Origin of the sequence: Rhizobacter koreensis, from assembly GCF_013366375.1 — a bacterium.
Taxonomy (GTDB): Bacteria; Pseudomonadota; Gammaproteobacteria; order Burkholderiales; family Burkholderiaceae_C; genus Schlegelella_A; species Schlegelella_A koreensis.
The window spans coordinates 429,869-450,711 of record NZ_JABWMJ010000003.1 but is presented as its reverse complement, the minus strand read 5'-3'; the positions used below and the strand labels follow the sequence as shown (position 1 = coordinate 450,711).

Genomic DNA, 20,843 nt, shown 5'->3' with positions numbered 1-20,843 from the left:
GATCATCGTCTTCTCAGCGAGTCCCAAGAACAGAAACCGGAAGGCGGCGGGGCGGTGTGCTGCTGTGCCGCCCCGCGCAGCCTGCCTTGATCAGTTGAACCGGTAGATCGCCAACTTCAGACTGTTGTCGAACGTCCGGTACAGCAACTGGAAGCTTCGCGAGCTCGAGCCGCTGCTGTCGAGTGGCGGGAATTGCAGGCCCCCCGGCGCCGGAACGATCACGGAGGTCGCGCCTCTCGGCACGCTGACACCGTCGCCCTAGTTGACCGTGCCGGTCGAGCTGCGGGCGAAGATCTGGGCGAGCCGGATCTGCTCGGCGGCCGGGTGCTGGATCCAGCTGACGGTCAATGCCGACGCCGCCGCAGCAAGCGCGTTGGTCGGGTCCAGCAGATCGAGTGCAGCTTGCGCCGGCGCGTTCCACGCCAACTTCGCGCCTTGGGTCGCCGGGATGATCGGCGAGAGCAGCGTCTTGTTGAAGGTGTGCGTCGGCGTCGAGCTGCCGCCGTAGAAGAGCTCGACCTTGTAGGTCGCGCCGGCGACGATCTTGTCGAACGGAACGAACTCGTTGCTCGGCGTTCCTGTCGCAGCGCCGTAGTCGAGCGGATGCGCCCAATCGACGAACTGACCGCTGTTGCTGTTGGCGTTGTTCGGGTTGCTTCGGACCGTGCTCGCACCGGCGCCAGCGACGTCCTGGGTACGCTGCAGGAAGAAGATGTCGCAGTTGCAGTTGGTGCGTTGGCCAGCAACGACGCCGGGATCACCTCCCGACTTGTCGGCGATGTTGAGCCAGGACTGCTGCGGCTCGGCAGAAGCGATCGGGCGGTTCAGGATCAGGCCCTTCGGCGGCAGGCCAGGGCCGGTGACGCGGGCGGCCGTCAGGTTCGTGCTCCCGGGGCCGTCCTTGTTGATGAACACTTCGATGCCCGTCTGGTAGGTGCTCAACGAAGCCGCTGCGAACGCGGGCTGGGTCACCGGTGCCATTTGTTGCTGGCGCCGAATCGAGCTGCGCACCTGAACGTTCACGGGGTGCTGGTTGCCGTAGACCACCCAGTTGGGCGTCGACGTGCCCGTCGCCTTGTTGACGGCGACGGTGATGTAGTTGCCCGCCAAGCCGTTCGCGTCGAGGAAGCGAGCGTTGATGATCGCAGCGTCTCGTCCACCGATTCCTCCCGGGATCAGCTGCATCACCTGGGGAACGCTGAACTGCGCACCGGTCATCGAGTTGCTGGTGAACGACGAGTAGAAGTACTGGCCGGCGTTGAAGCCGTTGTGGAGGAACCCTGGATCCGTCAACGCTTCGCACGGCGCCGCGGCGCGGGTGACGCTGCTGCCGCCAAGGGCCTCGGGAATGCTGGTGTCTCTCTCGAGGGCGCGCTGCGCGACCGGCAGCGCGAAGCATTGGCTGAGCGTCTTCGCCAGCCCCTGCATCGCGATCGCCAGGGAGGAAACGCCCATGCTGGGAGCCGGCAACGGAGCGCCCGCGACCGTGGCGCTGGCCATCGGTACGCCGCCCGGGTTGTCGGGCGTCGTGAGTGTCAGGATGCCACTCGTGTCCGTACCGATCTTGACGACATCGAGCACGAGATCAGCGGTATTGCCAGGGCCGGCCGTGCTCGCGGCGGTGATGCTGGTCGTGAACGGGTCGTACTGGTGCAGCAGCACGCGGCCAGCTTCATCGCCCACGCCGAGGCCAGCACCGGTTCCGAGTTGCCGCGCTTCATCAAGGACGAGTTCGACGCCTTCCTCGAGTGCGGCATCTTGGCGCACGGATTCCTGCGGCTGCGCTGTGGCGAGTGCGGCCACGACAGGCTGCTGGCCTTCAGCTGCAAGCGGCGGGGGTTCTGCCCGTCATGCGGTGCGCGGCGGATGTCGCAGACCGCGGCGCACCTGGTGGACCGCGTCATCCCCCATGTGCCGGTGCGGCAATGGGTGCTGTCGCTGCCGATCCCGCTGCGCGTGCTGCTGGCCGCACAGCCCGAGTTGGTCACGCCGGTGCTGCAGGTGGTGCAGCGCGTGGTCACGCGGCACTTGCTGGCCGCTGCCGGGCTCGTCGCTGACGAAGGCCACGGCGGCGCCGTCACGCTGATCCAGCGCTTTGGGTCCGCCGCCAACCTCAACATCCACCTGCACTGCCTGGTGCTGGACGGCGTGTACCGCTGCGGTGCCGACGGCGCGCCCACCTTCGTCGAGGCGGCTGCGCCCACGGACGACGAGCTTCACGCGCTGCTTCAAACGGCCATCGCCCGGTTGATGAAGATGCTCACGCGCCGGGGCGTGCTGGTCGAGGACATGGGCCAGACCTACCTGGCCGAGCCAGATGCCGGCGGCGAGGAGGCGCGCACGCTGCGACCGCTGCAGGCGGCGGCCATCACGTACCGCATCGCCTTCGGGCCGCGCGCCGGGCAGAAGGTGCTGACGCTGCGAGGCGCAATGCCGCGCGAGGCCCCGGCACGGCCGCTGTGTGCCGACATCGACGGGTTCAGCCTGCATGCCGCGGTGCGGGTGGAAGCGCACAACCGCAAGCGGCTGGAGCAACTGTGCCGCTACATCACCCGCCCCGCGCTGTCGGACGAGCGGGTGCAGCTCAACGCTGAGGGGCAGGTGGAGCTGAAGCTGAAGACGCCGTGGCGCGACGGGACCACGCACCTGGTGATGAGCCCGCTGGAGTTCATGCAGCGGCTGGCGGCACTGGTGCCGCGGCCAAGGTTCGAAACATGCAATTTCAGCCTCCCCCATTGCAGAAGAGCAAGGAGTTGGCCGCCATCGCGAGATTCCCGTGCGGCAGGGGAGACGTGGTCAACGTGGCTTCAAAGCTGGAGGGAGTGGCCTCCGGGGCAGATGCGGCAGGTATCGGCCGTTTCATTTGGCTGTTGAACGGCCAATACACCACTGATGGAGAGAGGTGGCAGTTCGTCGGTAAGGCAAGAGCCCACGATGACCTCTACGACTTCAACAAAGGCAAGGATGGCGAGCGTCCGTTCTGGCAGGAGGTCGCAACTAGGCTCGGTGCTCAGTTTCCCGGCAAGTCGTTCAAGGTGAAGATCACGGGGTCCGTCGATGTCGGCATCAGTGGGGACTGTGGTCTGAACAGCGCCGGGCAGGCGCTCGTCTAGGGTTGGCTGGATTACTTCAGGCGCCGCTGGTCTCCGTATGACGCCTTTACTCCGGCGCGGCCAAGATGAGAGGGCGCATCTGCGACATCGACTTCGAGCGCTGTAGGCCCGCAAGAGCCACGACAGGGAGCGTGGGGGCAACTTTGAGGGTAATCTGCGGTCCGCACCTCGTCCTCAGGGTCACCATCCCAGGCAACAACGCCTACTTCGATTCCTGTCGGCGCCATCCTGCCCTGCGCCAAGACCTCTCGTGTTGCCAACGCAGCCTCGACGACATAAACATCACGTGCCGCGCACCGTCAATCCACGCGCTCGCTCAAGGCGACAGCCGCGCCCGGCTCATCAGCAGTGTCTTTCCAGAGCGCTCCAAGGATCGCCTGATCGATCAACCACGCCGTACCGGTCTGCCCCACGTCGAAGTATCGGGTATGCGCGCCGTAGCCGAGACAACACTCCATCCGTCGCGCGCTACGGACGAGCTTCATAGGGTCGATCGCGGCGAACGGGTAGCTGGCGTAGGGCGCCAGCGCTTCGAAGCCGTCGACGAGCTTCGGTGGCTGATCGCTCCAGGGCTTGCCGATGATGCCCTTCATGTCGAGCGACTTCCCTCGGCCATCCTTCACCAGCGGCTCGTGGCTCCACAGCCAACGCCCGACGTAGTCGCCGCTGCAGTACCCGTTGATCCACCGGACGAAGCCCGTCTTTTCAAGGCGCGGCCCACCCACCTCGTGCGCACGTGTCGCCGCGTCGAACGCGGGTCGGTGCAGCACCCACTCGTACCAACGCGGAATCGCGCCGCGTACAGCTGGCGGAGCGGTGTTCCGAAGGTCACGAAGTGATAGCTGGCCGGTGACCCCTGGCGCGGTCTCGTCGCCGCGCGCAGGCGAACGAGATCTGCGGCGAGGACACTGCCCTGACTGTGCGCGACGATGACGATGCTGCGAAACCCCTCCTGCTCCAGGCGGTCCAGCAGGGCCGAAAACCGCGCCATCATGTTCGCCCGCGGCACGTTGCTTGTGGGAAAGACCCGGAAGTAGTTGTCGACGTCGAGTACGACGTCGAGCGGCGCCCGCACCGACGGCAGATGCTTCGAGAGAACGCCGCCGAATGCGACCAGCAGCGCACCCAGGCTCGCCGCGGTGATCACGAAAGGCTTCAGCAAGAGCTGCGACCATTCCCGCACGCTGTCTCCCACGTCGGTCAGGCTCATGAACAACGCCGCAACGACCACCGCCACCGCCACCGATGCCGCGATCACGGTGCCGACGACGGCATCGAACGCAGCGAGGCAGCGCGTCAGCCACCGACCCAGCTGGTAAGCGCCTCCGGGCGTGCCGTGCTCATTCCGGCCCAGCTTGACGCCGAACTCGGACAGGATGCTCGGAACGAACATGACCAGCAGGTAGACCAGCAGGAGTCGCAGCAGCAACGCCGCGGGCGCGAAAGCCTCGGTGCTGGCGTCGAAGCGAACCTTGAGAAAGCACGAGGCATCCATCGACTCCGGTCGGACTGGCGCTCGCGGCGGCTCGACTGCGTCGGCCGATCGGGGCGCCAGCGAGCTCGAAGATGGCGTCGCGGCACAGCGGCTCTCGGCGTGCCCGTTGGCGGCGGGATCGGTCGCTGTTCGAACGGCCCGGAGATCCTGGACGAACACCCGGGGCTGGTATTCGATCCCCTCGGCGGCCTTCGCCAGTGCCTGGCTGATACCCGCCCAGATGATCATCGAGACGATCAGGAAGCCCAGCACCGACATGCCGAGCCCGAGCCGCCCCGTAGCGATCGCGCCGCGCTGACGGTAGTCGGTCGCGACGCAACACGCCAGCACGCTGGATCCGAACCACACGCCGAGAAGCCCGCCAAGAACGATCCACACCCACTTGGTGGCCAGCAGCACCAGTTCGATGCCCAGCAGGGTACTGCGCATCCACAACGAGAAGTCTCCGGGAGCCATCGACGCCAGCCCGGCTGCATCGAGTTCCCGGTAGGCGAGGATCGCATCGACGCTCACCACGATCGCGGCACCCAGGCCCCAGACGGAGGCCCAAGCGGTCCTGAACGGAAAACGCCGCCGAGCCGCCGCCACGACGGCCCAATGGATGAGCGCGGCCATCAGCATTAGGAAGCCGAAGATCGCCCACCGAGCAGCCCAGGGCTGGCCCGAGGGATCGGAACTCACCCTCCAAGCGCCCACCATGAGCAGCACGGCGGCGACTGCGAGAGGCGTCACCTTGCGCGCACCCGACGCCCGCAGGCTGACGAAGGCCGCGGCGAGTATCAGCGCCAGCGCGGATCCGGCCAACGAGTACGCGGGCAAGCGCACGATGTTGGCGCCGTCCAGGGTCCGCGACAGTCCGAGTCCGACGACGACGAAGCCGAGCAGCGCCAGCGTGAGAAACAGCATCGCAACGACGTGGACCAGCACACCGTCCAGCACGGGTTGAAGCCTCCACAGCGGGCGCCAGTGCCAGGGAAGACGCTTCGGCGCAGCGTCGCGCCCTCTCAACCCGCCGGTAACACGGGGCTGCGCTTCAACCTCCTCGCCGCGGCGGCGACGGCCGCCGGCACTCGGAGCGGCGTTGTCGATGGTCTCGCGCGCGAGGCGAGACAGTCGGAAGATCAGGGTGAACACCTCGGACACGATGCGCGGGACCGATCCCGACAGCCGCGAAAGGTCGGCCCAATACATCTCGTGCAGGTGCACGGTCGTTGCCGGAACGGACGTGCCGTCGGCGAGAACCTGGGCATCGCGCCGGACGTGGATCGCCGTGGTGACATAGACACCCGTTCGCGCCTCGGCGGGGCCGAGGATCGCCAGCGTCTTGTCGACATTCGGATCGCCCCTGGGCTTCGTCGAAACACACAGTGGCGGCACCTTCAGCGTCAGCGGCACCGTCTTCACCCGCGAGTACGTGGATCCCGCGGACGAAGCGACCAGGAGCGACACCACTGACTCCAGAGTGGTTCCGGGCTCCTGGTCGGCGACGCCGTGAACGACCACTTCGGCGGTGCGCTCGTGCCACTCGCCGTGGTCGGCCGGCGTCTGCCGTGCACGGTCAGCGGGTGCACCGGCCACGACGGCCTCGCCCGTGTCGCAGCATCCCCGCACGTGGGGGTCGCCCGATGCGGGTTCCGACTGCACGGTCGTGGTCATCATGTACTCCGACGCAGATGCCGCATGCGCCAACTGAGCTGGTTCGACGCTGCGCACTCGGGAACGTCGCAGGTGAGCCGAGGCGGTTCAGCCCAGCTCGATACCCTGCTCTTCGAGCACAGCGCAGAACTTGCCGAAGATCGCCGTGAAACCGATCGGAATGGTGGGGTGCAGCTCGTTCTGCCAGAACAACGCGTGGTTCGTTCCGTTGGACAGCGTTCCTCGAAGATCGACGTAGGTCACGCTGCCGAGCTTTGTGTCAGCGGCAAGTTCGGCCAGCAGCGCGTTGAGGCGCTCGATCAAGCACCGCATGATCTGCTTGCGCTGATCGAGGTCGGTGTAGCCGCGGTCCACGAGCGCCTGTCGCAGCCAGCTTCGTCCGAGCACCCCTCGGCCGTCGGGCACGGGATAGTCGTAGCCGTGAACGAAGGTTCGCGGCGACAGCTTGAAGGCCGCCGAGACCTGCCTCAGACACGCGAACAGCGTCACGTAGCGCGCGCGCAGGTTCACGTCGATGAGCTGCCGGACGGTCTCTTCCTCGAGCTGGGGCGCACCTCCATCGAATGGCTTGACCATCCGGGCGAGCAGCTGGTTCGTGCCGTCGGGTCCGCGCTGGCCAGCCACGTCGTTCCCGCCGGCAGAGACGAGGATGCACAGCGGCCTGAGCCTTTCGTCATCGGTCAGGGCGCCGAGTCGTCGGATGAGCCACGCGAGTTCTTGGCCAGGCTCGCTCTCTTGGGGAAGATCGTCGTCGAGCGCCGGCGGCTTCGCGTAAAGCATCTCTGCCAGCGTGCGGCCTGCAGAAGCGCAGCGCTCGATGGCGCACCCGCCGGCGTCCTCCAGTAGGTCGAGGAGGTCGCCACGGGGCCAGTAGTTGAACCAGGAGTCGCCGATCGCCAGGATCAGCGGCTTGCGTGTGCCACGCACGCCGTCCCGCAGCGTCGCCGGTTTCCTGGGAGCCAGCAGCTTCTTGGCCATCGCTTCCCCGCGCGCGATGGACGCCTCGTCGAGCTGGGCGCTCATGGAAGTGCCCCTTCCAGCGTAAATGCCAGCGATGCAGGCGACGGCCGCATCACCTCCTTGACGTCCATCAAGGCAGCGAACACGCCGAGCAGCACGCCCATCGCGGCCTTGTACCCTGGGCAGGCGTGGGTCGGGTGAGGGTCCTGCGCGCGATCTCCCCCGAACATGGCATGCACGTCGTCGTCACCACCCGCCAATCTTTCGTGCATCGCCGAGACGAGGCCGAGGACCACGATGTCGCCGCGCCTGACCGCGACGTCGCCGATCCGATCATCGTCACGCCGCACGGTGCGCCAGATGATCTCCGGGGCGGGGCGGAACTGCAGGGCCCGACACAGGGCAGGCCCGAGGATGCGCCTGGCCTTGTCGATGCTCGACGGCGCCGCGTCGGCGGCCCACTGGGTGCGCAGCGACCAGAAGGTCTGCAGACGCAGCCACTCGTGGAGCACGCTGCGCAGACTGCCGTCGAGCGTCGGCAGGAACCCCATCAGCACGCCGGCGAGGGTTCGAGCCAGGGTGGCATCGTCGGCCTGGCTGGCCGGCATCGCCGCGAAGATCTGCTCCGCGAGCGGCGCCGCTTGCGCCTGGTCCGGAACATGCGGCACCGTTCCACGGCGCCGGTGGAACGCCACGAACTCCTCGAGCGCTGCCGTTATCGAGCGGCCGTGCCGCTCGCCGAAATCGCGCACGTCGTCACCCGGTCGCGGCTGGAAGAAATAGCGCGAAGGCGGCGTGAAGTGACTCGGATAGATCGGCGGCTCGCCTTCGTGCCAGTCCCAGCGCCAGCTGCCCGGCTGCAACGGGCCGCCCGTCGCCGGGAGCCCGATCCAGAGCTGGCACAGGCGCTGCAGCACGAGGTCGAACACTTCCCGCGCTTCGAGGTTGAGTTCCCAGCGCTTTCCGGAGGTCGCCAGCCCCACCGCCCGCTCCCCGTCGATGAACGTGCGAAGTGCCGAACTGCATGCCGCGGCTGCCTGCTCGAACGCGTCCTCCTCGGAGATCGAGCCGATCGCCCGATTGATCGGCTCCGACAGCCGCTGGTAGCGCTCGCCGCTGTCGAGGCCGAGATAGATCTCGAAGCGGCTGCGTTCCATGCGCTCGCGTTGACCGCAGACGCTGAACCGAACATCGTCGCCCAGCACCTCTCGCACCAGGCGGCGGGACCCGACCAGCACGCCGTACGGCGTCTGCAGCGCGCCGCCATGGCGCTCGCGAACCGCCGCCCACAGCGAAGCGTTCAGCATCTGTTCGCGTGATCCGGTGTCCTCGACCGCCGCCTTCCAGGCCGCGACCGCCTCTGGCGCGGGGTCCTGGCCCCAGCGCGCGAGCAGGCTCTGGACCGCGCGCTCGCCGTCCGCCACGTTCCATGGCGCAACGAACGCAGGGGGCGCCAACGCACGTCGGCTCAACCAGTCGAGCGTGTGAAGCGATGGCACGAAGAGATACGAGCCCCACTGCAGCCGCACCAACGGAGCGGGCTCTTCGAACTGCCCCGGACCGGAATCGAGCTTGATGTGGAAGACGCGCTTGCCGTCGGCGCAGTCCGCCGTCTCACGTTGACCAGCGCCATCGGACTTGGCTGGTGCGTCGGCCTCGAAGCTGAACCAGCGTTGCTGGCCCGGCTCGGGGACACCTAGAAACGGGTCGCTGCAGCCCGAATACCCACCGCTGCTGTTGCCGCCGGCGATCCAGCTCTGCACCACCTCAAACTGCTCGGCGATGCTGGCGTTGTAGGCGATGAACACCAGCCCGCGGTCCGCGTCGTCGCCTGCGGCCTGGCTGCCGGCGCCGGGGTACGCGGCGGGCCGGGGGCCGTACGCCATGCCACGCCGCAGGATGCGGGGCAGCCGGGCGCCGGGCTGGTCGCCCTTGCGGGGGCGGCTGCGCGGGTTCACGCGTCGCACGTGGGCATGGAACGGACACCCGCTGCCGTGCGGGTCCCCGTCGAACGTGAAGTCGGTATCCGGCTCCGGTCGCGAGGCGTTCTGGAAGTCGGCGGGGCTGACCAGCGAAGGCCCGCTCTGCCACCGACCCATCATCTTGGCCAGGATCAGGCGCGGGTCGAGCCCGGTATCCGCTGCCGCCTGTCTGATCACCGCATCCAGCCGCCCCACGTCCTGCCGAAGCTTGCGCACCACCATGAACGTACCGTTGCGCAGGAAGTCCAGGCGCGCCTCGTCGTCCTGATTGCGCGGGCGCGGGGCGAAGTCGGCCTGATTGGGGTAGCCGAGCAGCACCTCGCCCACCGGGACCTGGTTGGGGTACGCCTTGCTTCCGGTCGGCACGAATTGGGGCTGTCCGTCGCCGTCGACGAAGCCGAAGTGCTCGGTGACTCGGGCGTCGTCGTTTCGGCGTCGCCGCATGGTCTGGACGTGCAGCACGCGCACAGCGGCGCGCGGTTCGGACGCGGCGTTGCTGCCCTTGCTTGCGTCGCCTGTCGCTTCAGATACGCCGATGGCGCGCTCGATCAACGGCCGCAACAGCTCGAGTTCCTGCTGCTCGCCCGATTCATCCTTTCCGGCAGGGGGCAGCGCGCCCTCGGCGACCCGGATCTGAACGATCGCATGCACCGCCGACATCTGCGTCTCGATCGCCGACGACACTCCATCAGGGAACCAATTCATGCGGGGCAGCGACCAGCGCCGCGGATGATTGGCCCGGAAGTCGCCCAGCATGCTCGACCGCGCCTCCATGCCCTCCCGAAACTCGTGCGGCAACCAGCTCTCGAGTTCGGTCTCGGTCATGCCCAGCACCCGCAGACCCTCGTGCGTGAAGGCGACGTTGCAGAACGGGCCGTCGCCCGACTCCTTCAACAGGCCGCCCGCCTGGGCGTGAACCCCCGCCTCGGGTACCACTCGGGCCGTCGTGATCTGCGGTCGCAGGTGCTCGAGGAAGCGTCCGGCTGCCTCGCGCGAGTCAAAGGCGAGCAGGATGAGGCAGGCGCGGTCGGCGTTCTCATAGCCGGCCAGAATGCCGCCCTGCACGTCGTCCTTCGGGATCGCAGGAATTTAGAGCTGCGGCGTGGCACGGGGCGTCGTCACTGCCGCACGACCACGGGCGCGGAGCCATGCGAGCTGGCGCCCGAACCGCAGCGTGATCGGGCGGATGACATCGGGGAACACGTCCGGATCGTCGACCAGCGCCCGGAACTCGCAGAGCAGGTCGCGCGAGGCACGCAGCAGCACGTCGCCGTCGGGAGTGTCGGGCAGGTAGAGATCGGACAGCCGGAACAGCTGAGTCAATGCCTGAAGCCCCTGCCGCACGGTGTCGACGGCATTCAGTGTGGTGGTCTGTCCGACCGAGTACGCAACCTCCTCGGCGGGCACGACGCGCGAACGCACGGCCGCCAGCGCAGCGGCTGCCGGACTTCCGGCCTCGCAATGAGCGACGACCTGACGGCGCAGGTAGTCCACGTCCGCGACGGTCAGTCCATGCGTGTTGTAGAAAAAGCCGGTTTCGACCTGCACGCGATCGATCCAGGCACACCATCGATCGAATCCCTCGGTCGAGAGGACATAGCCTTCCGTATTGCAGAAGATGACGTCGAGCAGCGTGCCCACCTTCTGCCACAGGATGCGGATGTACGACTCCCAGGTGCCGTCGAACGTGACGGCCAGCATTACCTTGCTCTCGGCCTCCAGGACCGCGACACGGACCGAGTGGATCCGCCCGACTCGCTCGACGGAGTCGGAGATCGGCCGGTGCAGCGAGAACTCGTGCGACGAGGCACGGCCACCGTTCAGAACCCTCAGCAGCCGCTCGGTACGCGTCTTGTAGCTGACCGCCTCAAGCGAAGGCACCAGTCCTTTTTTCAATGGCGCGAAGATGGTGAGGTCGCTCGACCCCGTGAGGCTCTTGCCCTTGACGAGAAGGTCAGTCCGCATGCTCTCCCCTGTCGATGGCGCTCTTCGCGATTCGGGCCAGTGCCCTTGCGAATGCCGAGTCCACCGGAATGAGTCCTTGCGATTGTTCGACTTTCGCAGCGCTCCTCATCATCAATTCTGGGAATGCGCAGGACAGCCGTGTTTGACCGAACTCGACAACTCGGCAGGTTGGGTCCACCATTGCCGCGCTAATGGGCGGCGACGGCTGGAGTGCGGTCGCGGTTGCATCGACACTGCAACGCTCGAGCCCCCAGGTCGATGCAACCCAAGTCATGGCCGACGGCACCGAGGCAATGCAAACCGCCAGCGAGACGCGGCGCTGCCACGTCACGCTGCTGTTCACCGATCTGTCCGGCTCCAGCAGCCTTGGCACGACCATGGAGGCCGAGCTCTACGCCGACCTGCTCGAGTCGATGCGCGCGCGCTGCCGCGACATCGTGCGCCGGCACGGCGGCAGCGTCGCACGCGTGCAGGGTGACGGCGTGCTGGTCATCTTCGGACTTCCGCTTCCTCGCGAGGATGACGGCCGGCGCGCCGTCGAGACGGCGCTCGAGCTTCATCACTCGGTCGAGGCGATCACCCTTCCTGGCCTCGCTTACGCCGGCCGCACCCTGCGGCTGCACTCGGGCATCCACTCGGGGCTCGCGCTGGTGCGGCAGGGAAACGCCCAGAGCGGCGCGGTCGAGGTGCTGGGAGACGCACCGAACACCGCCGCGAACCTGTGCAACACCGCGGCCGTCGGCGAAATCCTGGTCACGGCCGAGACGCTGGGGCCGCACGCCCACTTCTTCGTCACCGAACCGTGCCGCGCGATCGTCAAAGGCCGCAGCACGCCGCTCGCCGCGTACCGGGTGCTCGAACGCCGGACGCTGCATCGCCGCTTCGATGCCCATGCGGCTCGCGGCCTGGCCCCGTTCGTCGGTCGCGAAAGCGAGCAGCGCCAGCTGGTGGCCGAGGTGCTCGCCAAGCACGAGGTCCCGCGCTGCATCGCCGTCGTGGGCGAGCCGGGCCTTGGCAAGACCCGCCTGATGGAGGAGGTGCTGCGCAGCGTGCGCGGCCCGAACTGCCTCGTGCTCAACGGCTATTGCGAGAGTTATCTCAGCGCCGAGCCGCTGCAGCCCTTCATGCAGATCCTTCGTGCGGTCGTCGGCATGAAGCCGGACCTCCCCGCGAGCGAGGCGACCTCGGCCGTCGAGAACGCGTTCGCCGATCAGGTGTCGATCGATGCGCCGACGCGCGAGGCGCTGCTCGGCTTGCTGGCCCTCGGCGGAGGCGAGGCAGGCCGCACGCTTCGCGCCGGCTCGGCTGTCGCGGCGTTCGCCGCGCTGATACAAGCGCTGGCGGCGGGTCGCAGGCTGGTCCTGGCACTCGACGACTGGCAATGGGCCGACGAACTGAGCCAGCGGGTGCTCGACGCCGTCCTCGACATGAGCAGGCCGGTGCTCGTGCTTCTGTCGAGTCGGTCGGACGGCGAGGGCGTGCTTCCCCGCGGTGCCTCGCCGATGGTCCTGGCGCCGCTGAGCCTCGAGCAGACCTGTCGCACCGTGGCTCACCTGTTGCCGCAGAGCGACCCGTTCCTGGCGGCCGACATCCATCGCTATGCCGGCGGCGTTCCGCTCTTCATCGAGGAACTGTGCCATTCGGCCGCAGCGCAGCCGCTTGTACTGCCCGCGCCCAACCGACTCGGATCGGCCTGGATGGCCGCCTTGGTCGAGTCGCGGATCGAACGCCTGCCGCCCGACCAACGCCGTATCGTGTCGGCGGCGGCCGTCATCGGCAACGTCTTTCCGGGCTGGCTGCTCGAGAAGCTCACCGGCCATGGCGAGGCCTCGCCGCTCGTCGGCGCACTTGCCGGCAACGACTTCATCTTTCACGCCGGACAGGCCGGAATGCTGCGCTTCAAGCATGGGCTGACCCGCGACGTCGTGTATCAACTGGTCGGGTTGCGCGAGCGCAAGGCGCTGCATCTGGCCGCCGCCGAAGCCATCGCAAGTCGTGGCATCGACAACCCGCACGACGAGGCACTGGAGGCGCTCGCCTACCACTACGCCGCAGCCGACCTGCCGGCGGAGGCCGCGCGCTTTGCGGAGCTCGCGGGCGACAAGGCAATGGCGACGTCGGCGCTCGACCGCGCCCGCGCCCAGTACGCCGCTGCGCTCGATGCCAGGGACGCGCGGGGGCTGACGTCGCGCGAGGACCGACTTGCGTGGTGCCACGCGGCCGAGAAGCTGGGGATGGCGTGCGTATGGGATCCGCTCGCGCTCGCCGAAGGCGTGGCGATCTTCGAACGCAGCGTGGCGCTGGCGCGCGAGGCGCTCGAGCCGCGGGCGCTTGCGCGCGCCGAGTACTGGCTCAGCTACATCCACTACGCCAAGGGCAACGCGCCCGAGGCGCTTGAGCACGGCAACGCGTCGCTGCGGCTCGCTCGCGAGGTCGACGACGCGCCGCTTGCCGACCAGGTGCAGGCGACGCTCGGCCAGACGCTGGCCACCGCGGGTCGATATGACGAGGCGCTGACGCTGCTGGGCAGCGCGCTTGACAGCAAGCGGTCGCGCGGGCGGCCGGGCAGCAATCTGGCGGTCGGATCCGCGTATGCGCTCGCCTGCAAAGGCAGCATTCTGGGCGACCGCGGCGACTTCGACGCCGCGCAGGAGGCGTTCGATGAAGCGCTCTCGCTCGTCGGCAACGCCGAGCATCAGGTCGGCAGCTCGGTGCGCAATTGGATCAGCGCGGTCTACCAGTGGCAGGGGCGCTGGGACGACGCCGAGAGGGTCGCCGCCGCCTCCATGCACATCGCCGAGCTCTGCCGTAGCCGCCAGCTCCTCGCGATGAGTCGCGCGCTGTGGGGGTTCGCGCAATGGCGCCTGCACGGCGACCCGGTCGCCGTGCAGACGATCGCCGAAGCCACCGCCTGGATCGAGGCGCGCAAGGGCGCGCTGGTCACCTCGCTCAACTACGGCTGGTTGGTTGCAGTGCACGCGCGGTGCGGGCATGAAGACGAGATGCGCCGCCACGCAGCCCGACTGCTGCTGCGGGTCCGCCGGCACGACCGGCTGGGAGAGGCAATGGGCTGGCGCGCGCTCGCTCGCGCGGCCATTCGCGCTGGCGCCTTCCCGCGTGCGCGCCAGTGCATGGCCCGCGCCGAGACGTGCGCGGCGCTGCGCGGCTCGGCCCACGAGGCCGCCCGCAACCAGCTCGCTCGCGCCGAACTCGCCGCAGCGGGTGGCGACCTCGCCGCGGTGCGGCAGCACCTCGACGTTGCGCAGGAGGCATTCGAGCGCATGCGGATGCGCTGGCACGCGGCGCGCGCCGAGGCGCTTCGCGCCCGCACTTCTGCATAGACGTTCGAGTCGCAGCATCGTGCAGCTGGTAGCGAGGTCAGGCCGCGGGCGTCTTCTTCCTCGCCCGCCTGACCTCGCCTCACAGCCGGAAGCGCACCCGCCCCTCCCATACCGCTATTAGCGCTCCCTGTACGCGAGCACCAGCCGCCGCCCCTCGCGCCGCGAGCCGACGACAAGATATGCCGTGGCGAGCGTCGTCGCCACCAGCCGGTTCCGCGTCATCACCGGCTGCAACCAGAGGATCGGTATCGGCGCGGCGTTGAGCGCGTGACGCGATCGGCGAACGGGCCGCGGCCGTCCATGTAGCCCGCCAGCGGTGCCGCCCCTGCGCCTCGGCCGGCGCGGGCACGGGCTTGCCACGCTACCACGCGCGCGCGCCGGGTACGCCGAGCAAACGGCCGATGCCGACCGTCGTCGCAGCGCGCGTAATCCAGACGAGGGCGGCGACCTGTCCCGCGACCATCACGGCGCCCAGCGGAGCCGGGCACGCGCCAGAGCTCGCGGTCCGGGCCTCGCAGCACCGCACGCGTCCACCAGGCCGCCCCGACGACCGCCTGCAAGTTGAACAGCGGCCCGTACCAGGCGTCGCGAGCGCGACTCCCGACCGCGCGCGCCGCGAGTTCCTTGGCAGGGCGACTGGCGAGCAGGCTGTGGACGGCGGAGAAGGCGACCGTGGCGAGGACGGCGCGCAACAGCGGGCGCATGCGGACGAGGATAACGGCGCATGGTCACATGAGTCGGATGAGCCGAGCACGCCTCTTTCCCGTCGCCGCTGCGTCGTTTCGGGCCCACCAGCACCAGTTCCTGCGCTCCGCGCTCGAGAATCCCGCGATGCGCTACGTCCGCCTGCTCGCCCTCACCCGCCGCCACCCCTCGGCAGTCCTGCTCCTGGTTCAGCTCGCCGGCCTCTTGCTCTACCCGTTCGCCGAGGCGAGCGAGCGGGGGCCCGCGGCACTCGGCACGCTGGGGATCGTGGTGCTGATCTTCACGACCGGCATGGTCCGCCGGACGCCGGGCCACGCCTGGGTGAGCGCGTGCATCGCGCTGCCGGCGATCGCGCTGCTGCTGCTGCAAGGCCTCTACGACATGCACCACCTGCTGCCCTGGTCGGCCGGCCTGGAGGCGCTCTTCTATTTCTACGCCGCGGCGAGCCTCATCGCCTACATGCTGGAAGACCAGCGCGCGACGACCGACGAGCTGTTCGCCGCAGGGGCGACGTTCACCCTGCTGGCCTGGGCGTTCACCTACGTGTTCGTCGTGCTGCAGGCGCTGCAACCCGGCAGTTTCGCGGCCGCGGCCGACCCGCAGGGGCCGCGCAGCTGGACCGAGCTGATGTTCCTCAGCTTCGCGCTGCTCTCGAGCACCGGGATCGGCGACGTCATTCCGGTGCGGCCACCGGCACGAGCGGTGGCAAGCGTCGAGATGTTCGTCGGCGTGCTCTACCTCGCGGGCGTGGTGTCGCGGCTGATCGGGCTCACGCTGCAGCGGCGCTGAGAGCCGCGGCTGGCGCTCGAAAACGGGGTCTTGAATCGCCGCGCCCTGCCACTAATTCGGGAGCAACACGGCGCCGCCCGGCTGTTCGCACACCGACGCGGCGCCGGCTGCCGGGCTCGCAGCGGTCCGGCGGCGGCTGGGCGACATGGGGTCGCGGCCGCTCTCTGATTTCGGCTGCCAACGCAGGAGAGGAACCATGATCGGATCGTTCAGATTTGGTGGAGATCTGTTTTCCGAGCTGAACCGTCTGCAGCAGAGCCTGGACCAGCTGTTCCAGACCGACGGGATGAGCATTCGCGGCTCCGCGCGCGGCACATTCCCGGCGGTGAACGTCGGCAGCTCGGCCGACAGCGTCGAGGTGATCGCGTTCGCGCCGGGGGTCGACGCGAGCAAGCTGCAGGTCACCGTCGACAAGGGCCTGCTGGTGATCGCCGGCGAGCGCACCTCCGAGGCGCCGAAGGCCGACGAGAAATCGAACGTGCACGCGCAGGAGCGTTTCCAGGGCTCGTTCCGCCGGGTGATCAGCCTGCCGGAAGACGCCGACCCGGCGAAGGTCGACGCGAGCTTCCGCGACGGCGTTCTGCACGTCACCGTCGCCAAGCGCGAGTCGTCGAAGCCGCGCCAGATCACCGTCAGCTGACACGCACACGTCTCGGACGAAGGAGATTTGCCATGAGCGACAACACCAACACCCAAGTGACGCAGGCCGGCCGTGCCGGCGAGCCGCAAACGCAAGCCCAGGGCCAGCGCCAGCAACCGCAGGCCACCGTCGCGCCGCCGGTGGACATCATCGAGAACGAGGTCGGCATCTCGCTGCTGGCCGACATGCCCGGCGTCTCGAAGGAGCGCCTCGGCGTGCGCGTCGACGGCGACACCCTCGTGATCGAGGGTGCGGCGTCGGTCGACGTCCCCGAGAAGCTCGAGCTGCTCTACGGCGAGGTGCGCAACCCGTACTTCCGGCGCAGCTTCACGCTGAGCCGCGAACTAGACGCGTCGAAGATCGAGGCGAGCCTGCGCGACGGCGTGCTGCGCCTGCACATTCCGAAAGCCGAGGAAGCCCGCCCGCGCCGGATCGACGTCCGCGTCGGCTGAGTTCCCGCAGCCATCGCGGCGCGCCCGTCGGCGCGCCGTCGGAATCGCCCCGCCCGGTAGTTGCCCGGCGGGGCTTTTTGTTGAGTTCGATCGCCACCCGGGGCCGGCAAGCCCGGCATGTCGCGGGCGGCGAGCCAGCCGCGCCGTCATCGGCCGGCAAAGACCGTAAACAATGATGCAGCTTCGGGGCCGAACGGGCCCCGGAGAAAAGGCCGGCGAATATACTGGCCCGTCGCACGCGCGTTGTTGGCGCGCTGCACTCGGGCCGAAGGGGTTGCACGGATGGGAGTCAAGTTGAAGGTCGCTGGCTGGCTGGCAATCGGGGCCGTCGCGGGCGCTCTCACCACGCTGCAGCTCGAGGCCACGGCGCGCAACTCGGTGGCGCAGCTGCCGCTCGAGGAGCTGCAGCAGCTCGCCGCGGTGTTCGGCATGGTCAAGACCGACTATGTCGAGCCGGTCGACGAGAAGAAGCTGATCAGCGACGCGATCGGCGGCATGGTCGCGGGGCTCGACCCGCATTCGCAGTACTTCGACAAGAAGTCGTTCAAGGAATTCCGCGAGGCGACCACCGGCCGCTTCGTCGGCATCGGCATCGAGATGGGCATGGAGGATGGCCTCGTGAAGGTCACCAGCCCGATCGAAGGCTCGCCCGCGTTCCGTGCGGGCCTGAAGAGCGGCGACCTGATCACCAAGATCGACGACACCCTGGTCAAGGGCCTCACGGTCGACCAGGCGGTCAAGCGCATGCGCGGCGAGCCGAACACGAAGGTCATGCTGACCGTCTTCAGGAAGACCGAGAGTCGGAGCTTCCCGGTCACGATCATCCGCGAGGAAATCCGCATCCAGAGCGTGCGCTCGAAGATCGTCGAGCCCGGCTACGCCTGGCTGCGCGTGAGCCAGTTCCAGGACCGCACGGTCGACGACTTCGTGCGCAAGCTCGACGAGATCTACAAGCAGGAGCCCAACCTGAAGGGGCTGGTGCTCGACCTGCGCAACGACCCGGGCGGCCTGCTCGAGGCGTCGGTGGCCATTTCGGCGGCGTTCCTGCCGGCCGACTCGGTGGTCGTCACCACCAACGGGCAGATTCCCGACTCCAAGCAGACCTTCAAGGCGTCGCCCGAGTCGTATCTGCGCCGCGGCGGCCTGGACCCGCTGAAGAAATTGCCCGACGGGGTGAAGACGGTTCCGCTGGTGGTGCTGGTCAACGAAGGCTCGGCGTCGGCCAGCGAGATCGTCGCGGGCGCGCTGCAGGACTACAAGCGCGCCACGATCATGGGCGCGCAGACCTTCGGCAAGGGCTCGGTGCAGACCGTGCGCCAGCTGTCGCCGGAAACCGCCCTCAAGATCACCACCGCGCGCTACTACACGCCGAAGGGCACGTCGATCCAGGCGCGCGGCATCGTGCCGGACGTCATGCTCGACGAGACCGCCGAGGGGAACCTGTTCGCTGCGCTGCGCACCCGCGAGGCCGACCTCGAGAAGCACCTGCAGAGCGGCCAGGGCGCGGAGGTGAAGGACCCGGCGCGCGAGAAGGCGCGCGAGGAAGCGCGCAAGAAGTTCGAGGAAGAGGCGCGCTTGGCGAGCCAGCCGAAGCCGCCGCCGGAGTTCGGCTCCGCCGAGGACTTCCAGCTCGCGCAGGCGCTGAACCGCCTCAAGGGCAAGAGCGTTCTCGTCAGCAAGACCGCGGTCGAGCGCAAGGCCGAGGTCGACACGAACTGAGTGCGGCGGCCGCCGGCGCCGCCCTCCGGCACCGCCTCGCCGCAGGCGCCCTTCTCCCGAACGCCCGTGCCTCACGGGCGTTTTCATTTCCAGGTGCAGCCGGTTCCCGCCGGCGCGCCGTCGCACGATGACCGATGACGACCTGCTGCGCTACTCGCGGCACATCCTGCTCGACGAGCTCGGCATAGAAGGCCAGCAGGCGCTGCTCGGCGCGCACGCCCTGATCGTCGGTGCCGGCGGGCTCGGCTCGCCGGTCGCGCTCTACCTTGCGACCGCCGGCGTCGGCACGCTGACGATCGTCGACGACGACGACGTGGACCTCACCAACCTGCAGCGCCAGATCGTCCACGACATGGCCCGCATCGGTCGCCCGAAGGCCGAATCGGCGGCCCGGACGCTGGCAGCGATCAACCCGACCGTGCGGGTGGTGCCGCTGGTCGAGCGGGCCGACGGCGCGCGGCTCGCCGAGCTCGTGGCCGCGGCCGACGTGGTGCTCGACTGCAGCGACAACTTCGCGACCCGGCACGCGGTCAACGCCGCCTGCGTGGCGGCGGGCAAGCCCTTGGTCGCCGGCGCCGCGATCCGCTTCGAGGGCCAGCTCAGCGTCTACGACACGCGCGATGCCGAGGCCCCCTGCTACGCCTGCATCTTCCCCGCGGGCGCCGGCTTCGAGGACGCGCGCTGCGCGACCATGGGCGTGTTCGCGCCGCTGGTCGGCATCGTCGGCAGCGTGCAGGCCGCCGAGGCGCTCAAACTGCTCGCCGGCGTCGGCCGCTCGCTCGCCGGCCGCCTGCAGATGCTCGACGCGCGCACGATGGAGTGGACCGAGATCCGGGCGGCGCGCGACCCGGCGTGCCCGGTCTGCCGGGTGCGTGGCGGCTGACACTGCCGGCGCGCGCGGTGCTCACCGCTGCGTCGACGAGCGAGCCGCCGCGCTCACGGTGAGCGCCGGTGTCGTTCCCAAAGCGGAGCTCGGGCCGGACCCACGGCAGGCGCCTGGCGGGGCCGCACCAGATCGTCGCTCCCTCGCGCGGCACACCGACTCTGCGCCACCCGGCGCGCCGCCCGCTCGACGTCACGCGCACGCAATGGCTGCCGCCGCACGCAGGTCGGGCGCGCCCGGGTAAGCTGCCCCCGATGAACATGCGACCCGAGCTGACTGCTCCCATCTTTCCCACCGCGAAGGAAGACGCCGACACCGTCGCGCCGACGCCCCGCTACGAAGGCCCTGAAAGCGCCTATCGCCTCGCCTTTACCGACACCGACTTCCTGCTGCGCAAGGAGCTGCGCTCGGTGCGCGTGCAGCTCGAGCTGCTCAAGCCGCAGATGGTGCAGGACGAGCTCGGCGTCGAAGCGACCGTCGTGCTGTTCGGCAGCGCGCGCATCCTGCCGCCCGACGTCGCGGAGGCCCTCGTCACGGCCGCGCGCGCGACCGGCGACCCGGCGGCGCTCCGGCGCGCGGAGACGGGCCTTGCCATGTCGCGCTTCTACGGCGAGGCGCGCCGCTTCGCCGCGCTGGTGACGACCGCGTCACCGCGCCTCGAGCGGCCGATCGTCGTCGTGACCGGCGGCGGCCCCGGCATCATGGAAGCGGGCAATCGTGGGGCGCACGAGAGCGGCGGGCGCAGCGTCGGCCTCAACATCGTGCTCGCGCACGAGCAGGTTCCCAACCCCTACATCACGCCGGAGCTGTGCTTCCAGTTCCACTACTTCGCGATCCGCAAGATGCACTTCCTGATGCGCGCGATCGCGCTGGTGTGCTTCCCCGGCGGCTTCGGCACGCTCGACGAGCTGTTCGAGGTGCTCACGCTCACGCAGACCGGCAAGGCGAGGAAGCGCCCGATCCTGCTGTTCGGGCGCGACTTCTGGACCCGCCTCATCGACTTCGACTACCTCATCGAGACCGGCATGATCTCGCCCGAGGACATGAACCTGTTCCATTTCGTCGAGACCGCCGACGAGGCGTGGGACAAGCTCGCCACGGCGTACGGCTTCGACCTGCCGGACCTCGCCGTCGCGGAGTGAC

15 protein-coding genes are annotated in these 20,843 nt (G+C 68.8%); 9 read left to right on the top strand and 6 right to left on the bottom strand.

Going from position 1 to position 20,843, the window contains the following annotated elements; translation table 11 throughout:
* Positions 1-258 precede the first annotated feature (258 nt).
* Positions 259-1,683 (bottom strand): hypothetical protein, encoded by a 1,425-nt coding sequence (locus HQN59_RS26775; RefSeq protein ID WP_176068275.1) that lies wholly within the window; start codon positions 1,681-1,683, stop codon positions 259-261.
* Here HQN59_RS26775 and HQN59_RS26770 point away from each other — a divergent pair.
* Together HQN59_RS26770 and HQN59_RS08995 are read left to right on the top strand one after the other, a co-directional pair.
* On the top strand, positions 1,651-2,874 hold the full coding sequence (locus HQN59_RS26770) for a transposase (RefSeq protein ID WP_176068273.1): 1,224 nt from the start codon (positions 1,651-1,653) through the stop codon (positions 2,872-2,874). The two genes, HQN59_RS26775 and HQN59_RS26770, sit on opposite strands and share 33 nt — an antisense overlap.
* The gene (locus HQN59_RS08995; protein WP_176068271.1) at positions 2,871-3,113 is read left to right on the top strand and encodes a hypothetical protein; all 243 of its coding nucleotides are present in this window, start codon (positions 2,871-2,873) and stop codon (positions 3,111-3,113) included. Before HQN59_RS26770 ends, HQN59_RS08995 begins: the two co-directional genes overlap by 4 nt.
* A 299-nt stretch (positions 3,114-3,412) precedes the next feature.
* On the opposite strand, the gene HQN59_RS08990 is transcribed toward HQN59_RS08995, so the two are convergent.
* The 5 genes from HQN59_RS08990 to HQN59_RS08970 all read right to left on the bottom strand — a co-directional run bounded on the left by HQN59_RS08990 (position 3,413) and on the right by HQN59_RS08970 (position 11,171).
* The gene (locus tag HQN59_RS08990) at positions 3,413-3,706 is read right to left on the bottom strand and encodes a hypothetical protein (RefSeq protein ID WP_176068269.1); all 294 of its coding nucleotides are present in this window, start codon (positions 3,704-3,706) and stop codon (positions 3,413-3,415) included.
* Positions 3,707-3,732: 26 nt separating this feature from the next.
* Positions 3,733-6,264, bottom strand: coding sequence for a hypothetical protein (locus HQN59_RS08985; RefSeq protein ID WP_176068266.1), 2,532 nt, complete (start codon positions 6,262-6,264; stop codon positions 3,733-3,735).
* 87 nt (positions 6,265-6,351) lie between these two features.
* Positions 6,352-7,287 carry a hypothetical protein gene (locus HQN59_RS08980; protein WP_176068265.1) on the bottom strand — a complete coding sequence of 312 codons (936 nt, stop codon included), beginning with the start codon at positions 7,285-7,287 and terminating at the stop codon, positions 6,352-6,354.
* Positions 7,284-10,271: a hypothetical protein gene (locus HQN59_RS08975; protein ID WP_176068263.1), complete on the bottom strand. Its 2,988-nt coding sequence runs from the start codon at positions 10,269-10,271 to the stop codon at positions 7,284-7,286. The genes HQN59_RS08980 and HQN59_RS08975 overlap by 4 nt, the downstream gene beginning before the upstream one ends.
* 24 nt (positions 10,272-10,295) lie before the next feature.
* The gene (locus HQN59_RS08970; RefSeq protein WP_176068261.1) at positions 10,296-11,171 is read right to left on the bottom strand and encodes a hypothetical protein; all 876 of its coding nucleotides are present in this window, start codon (positions 11,169-11,171) and stop codon (positions 10,296-10,298) included.
* 293 nt (positions 11,172-11,464) lie between these two features.
* Here HQN59_RS08970 and HQN59_RS08965 point away from each other — a divergent pair, with 293 nt between their 5' ends.
* The 7 genes from HQN59_RS08965 (at position 11,465) to HQN59_RS08935 (ending at position 20,842) form a co-directional block, all read left to right on the top strand.
* Positions 11,465-14,512, top strand: coding sequence for an ATP-binding protein (locus HQN59_RS08965; RefSeq protein ID WP_176068259.1), 3,048 nt, complete (start codon positions 11,465-11,467; stop codon positions 14,510-14,512).
* Positions 14,513-15,253: 741 nt separating this feature from the next.
* Positions 15,254-16,006 (top strand): ion channel, encoded by a 753-nt coding sequence (locus HQN59_RS08960; protein WP_246294773.1) that lies wholly within the window; start codon positions 15,254-15,256, stop codon positions 16,004-16,006.
* 199 nt (positions 16,007-16,205) lie between these two features.
* Positions 16,206-16,646 (top strand): Hsp20/alpha crystallin family protein, encoded by a 441-nt coding sequence (locus HQN59_RS08955; protein WP_425342704.1) that lies wholly within the window; start codon positions 16,206-16,208, stop codon positions 16,644-16,646.
* Positions 16,647-16,678: 32 nt separating this feature from the next.
* Positions 16,679-17,098 carry an Hsp20/alpha crystallin family protein gene (locus HQN59_RS08950; protein ID WP_176068255.1) on the top strand — a complete coding sequence of 140 codons (420 nt, stop codon included), beginning with the start codon at positions 16,679-16,681 and terminating at the stop codon, positions 17,096-17,098.
* Between the two features lie 282 nt (positions 17,099-17,380).
* Positions 17,381-18,817 carry a S41 family peptidase gene (locus HQN59_RS08945; RefSeq protein ID WP_176068253.1) on the top strand — a complete coding sequence of 479 codons (1,437 nt, stop codon included), beginning with the start codon at positions 17,381-17,383 and terminating at the stop codon, positions 18,815-18,817.
* Between the two features lie 127 nt (positions 18,818-18,944).
* Positions 18,945-19,700, top strand: coding sequence for a HesA/MoeB/ThiF family protein (locus tag HQN59_RS08940; protein WP_176068251.1), 756 nt, complete (start codon positions 18,945-18,947; stop codon positions 19,698-19,700).
* A gap of 254 nt (positions 19,701-19,954) precedes the next feature.
* Positions 19,955-20,842 (top strand): LOG family protein, encoded by an 888-nt coding sequence (locus HQN59_RS08935; RefSeq protein ID WP_176068248.1) that lies wholly within the window; start codon positions 19,955-19,957, stop codon positions 20,840-20,842.
* Position 20,843 lies beyond the last annotated feature (1 nt).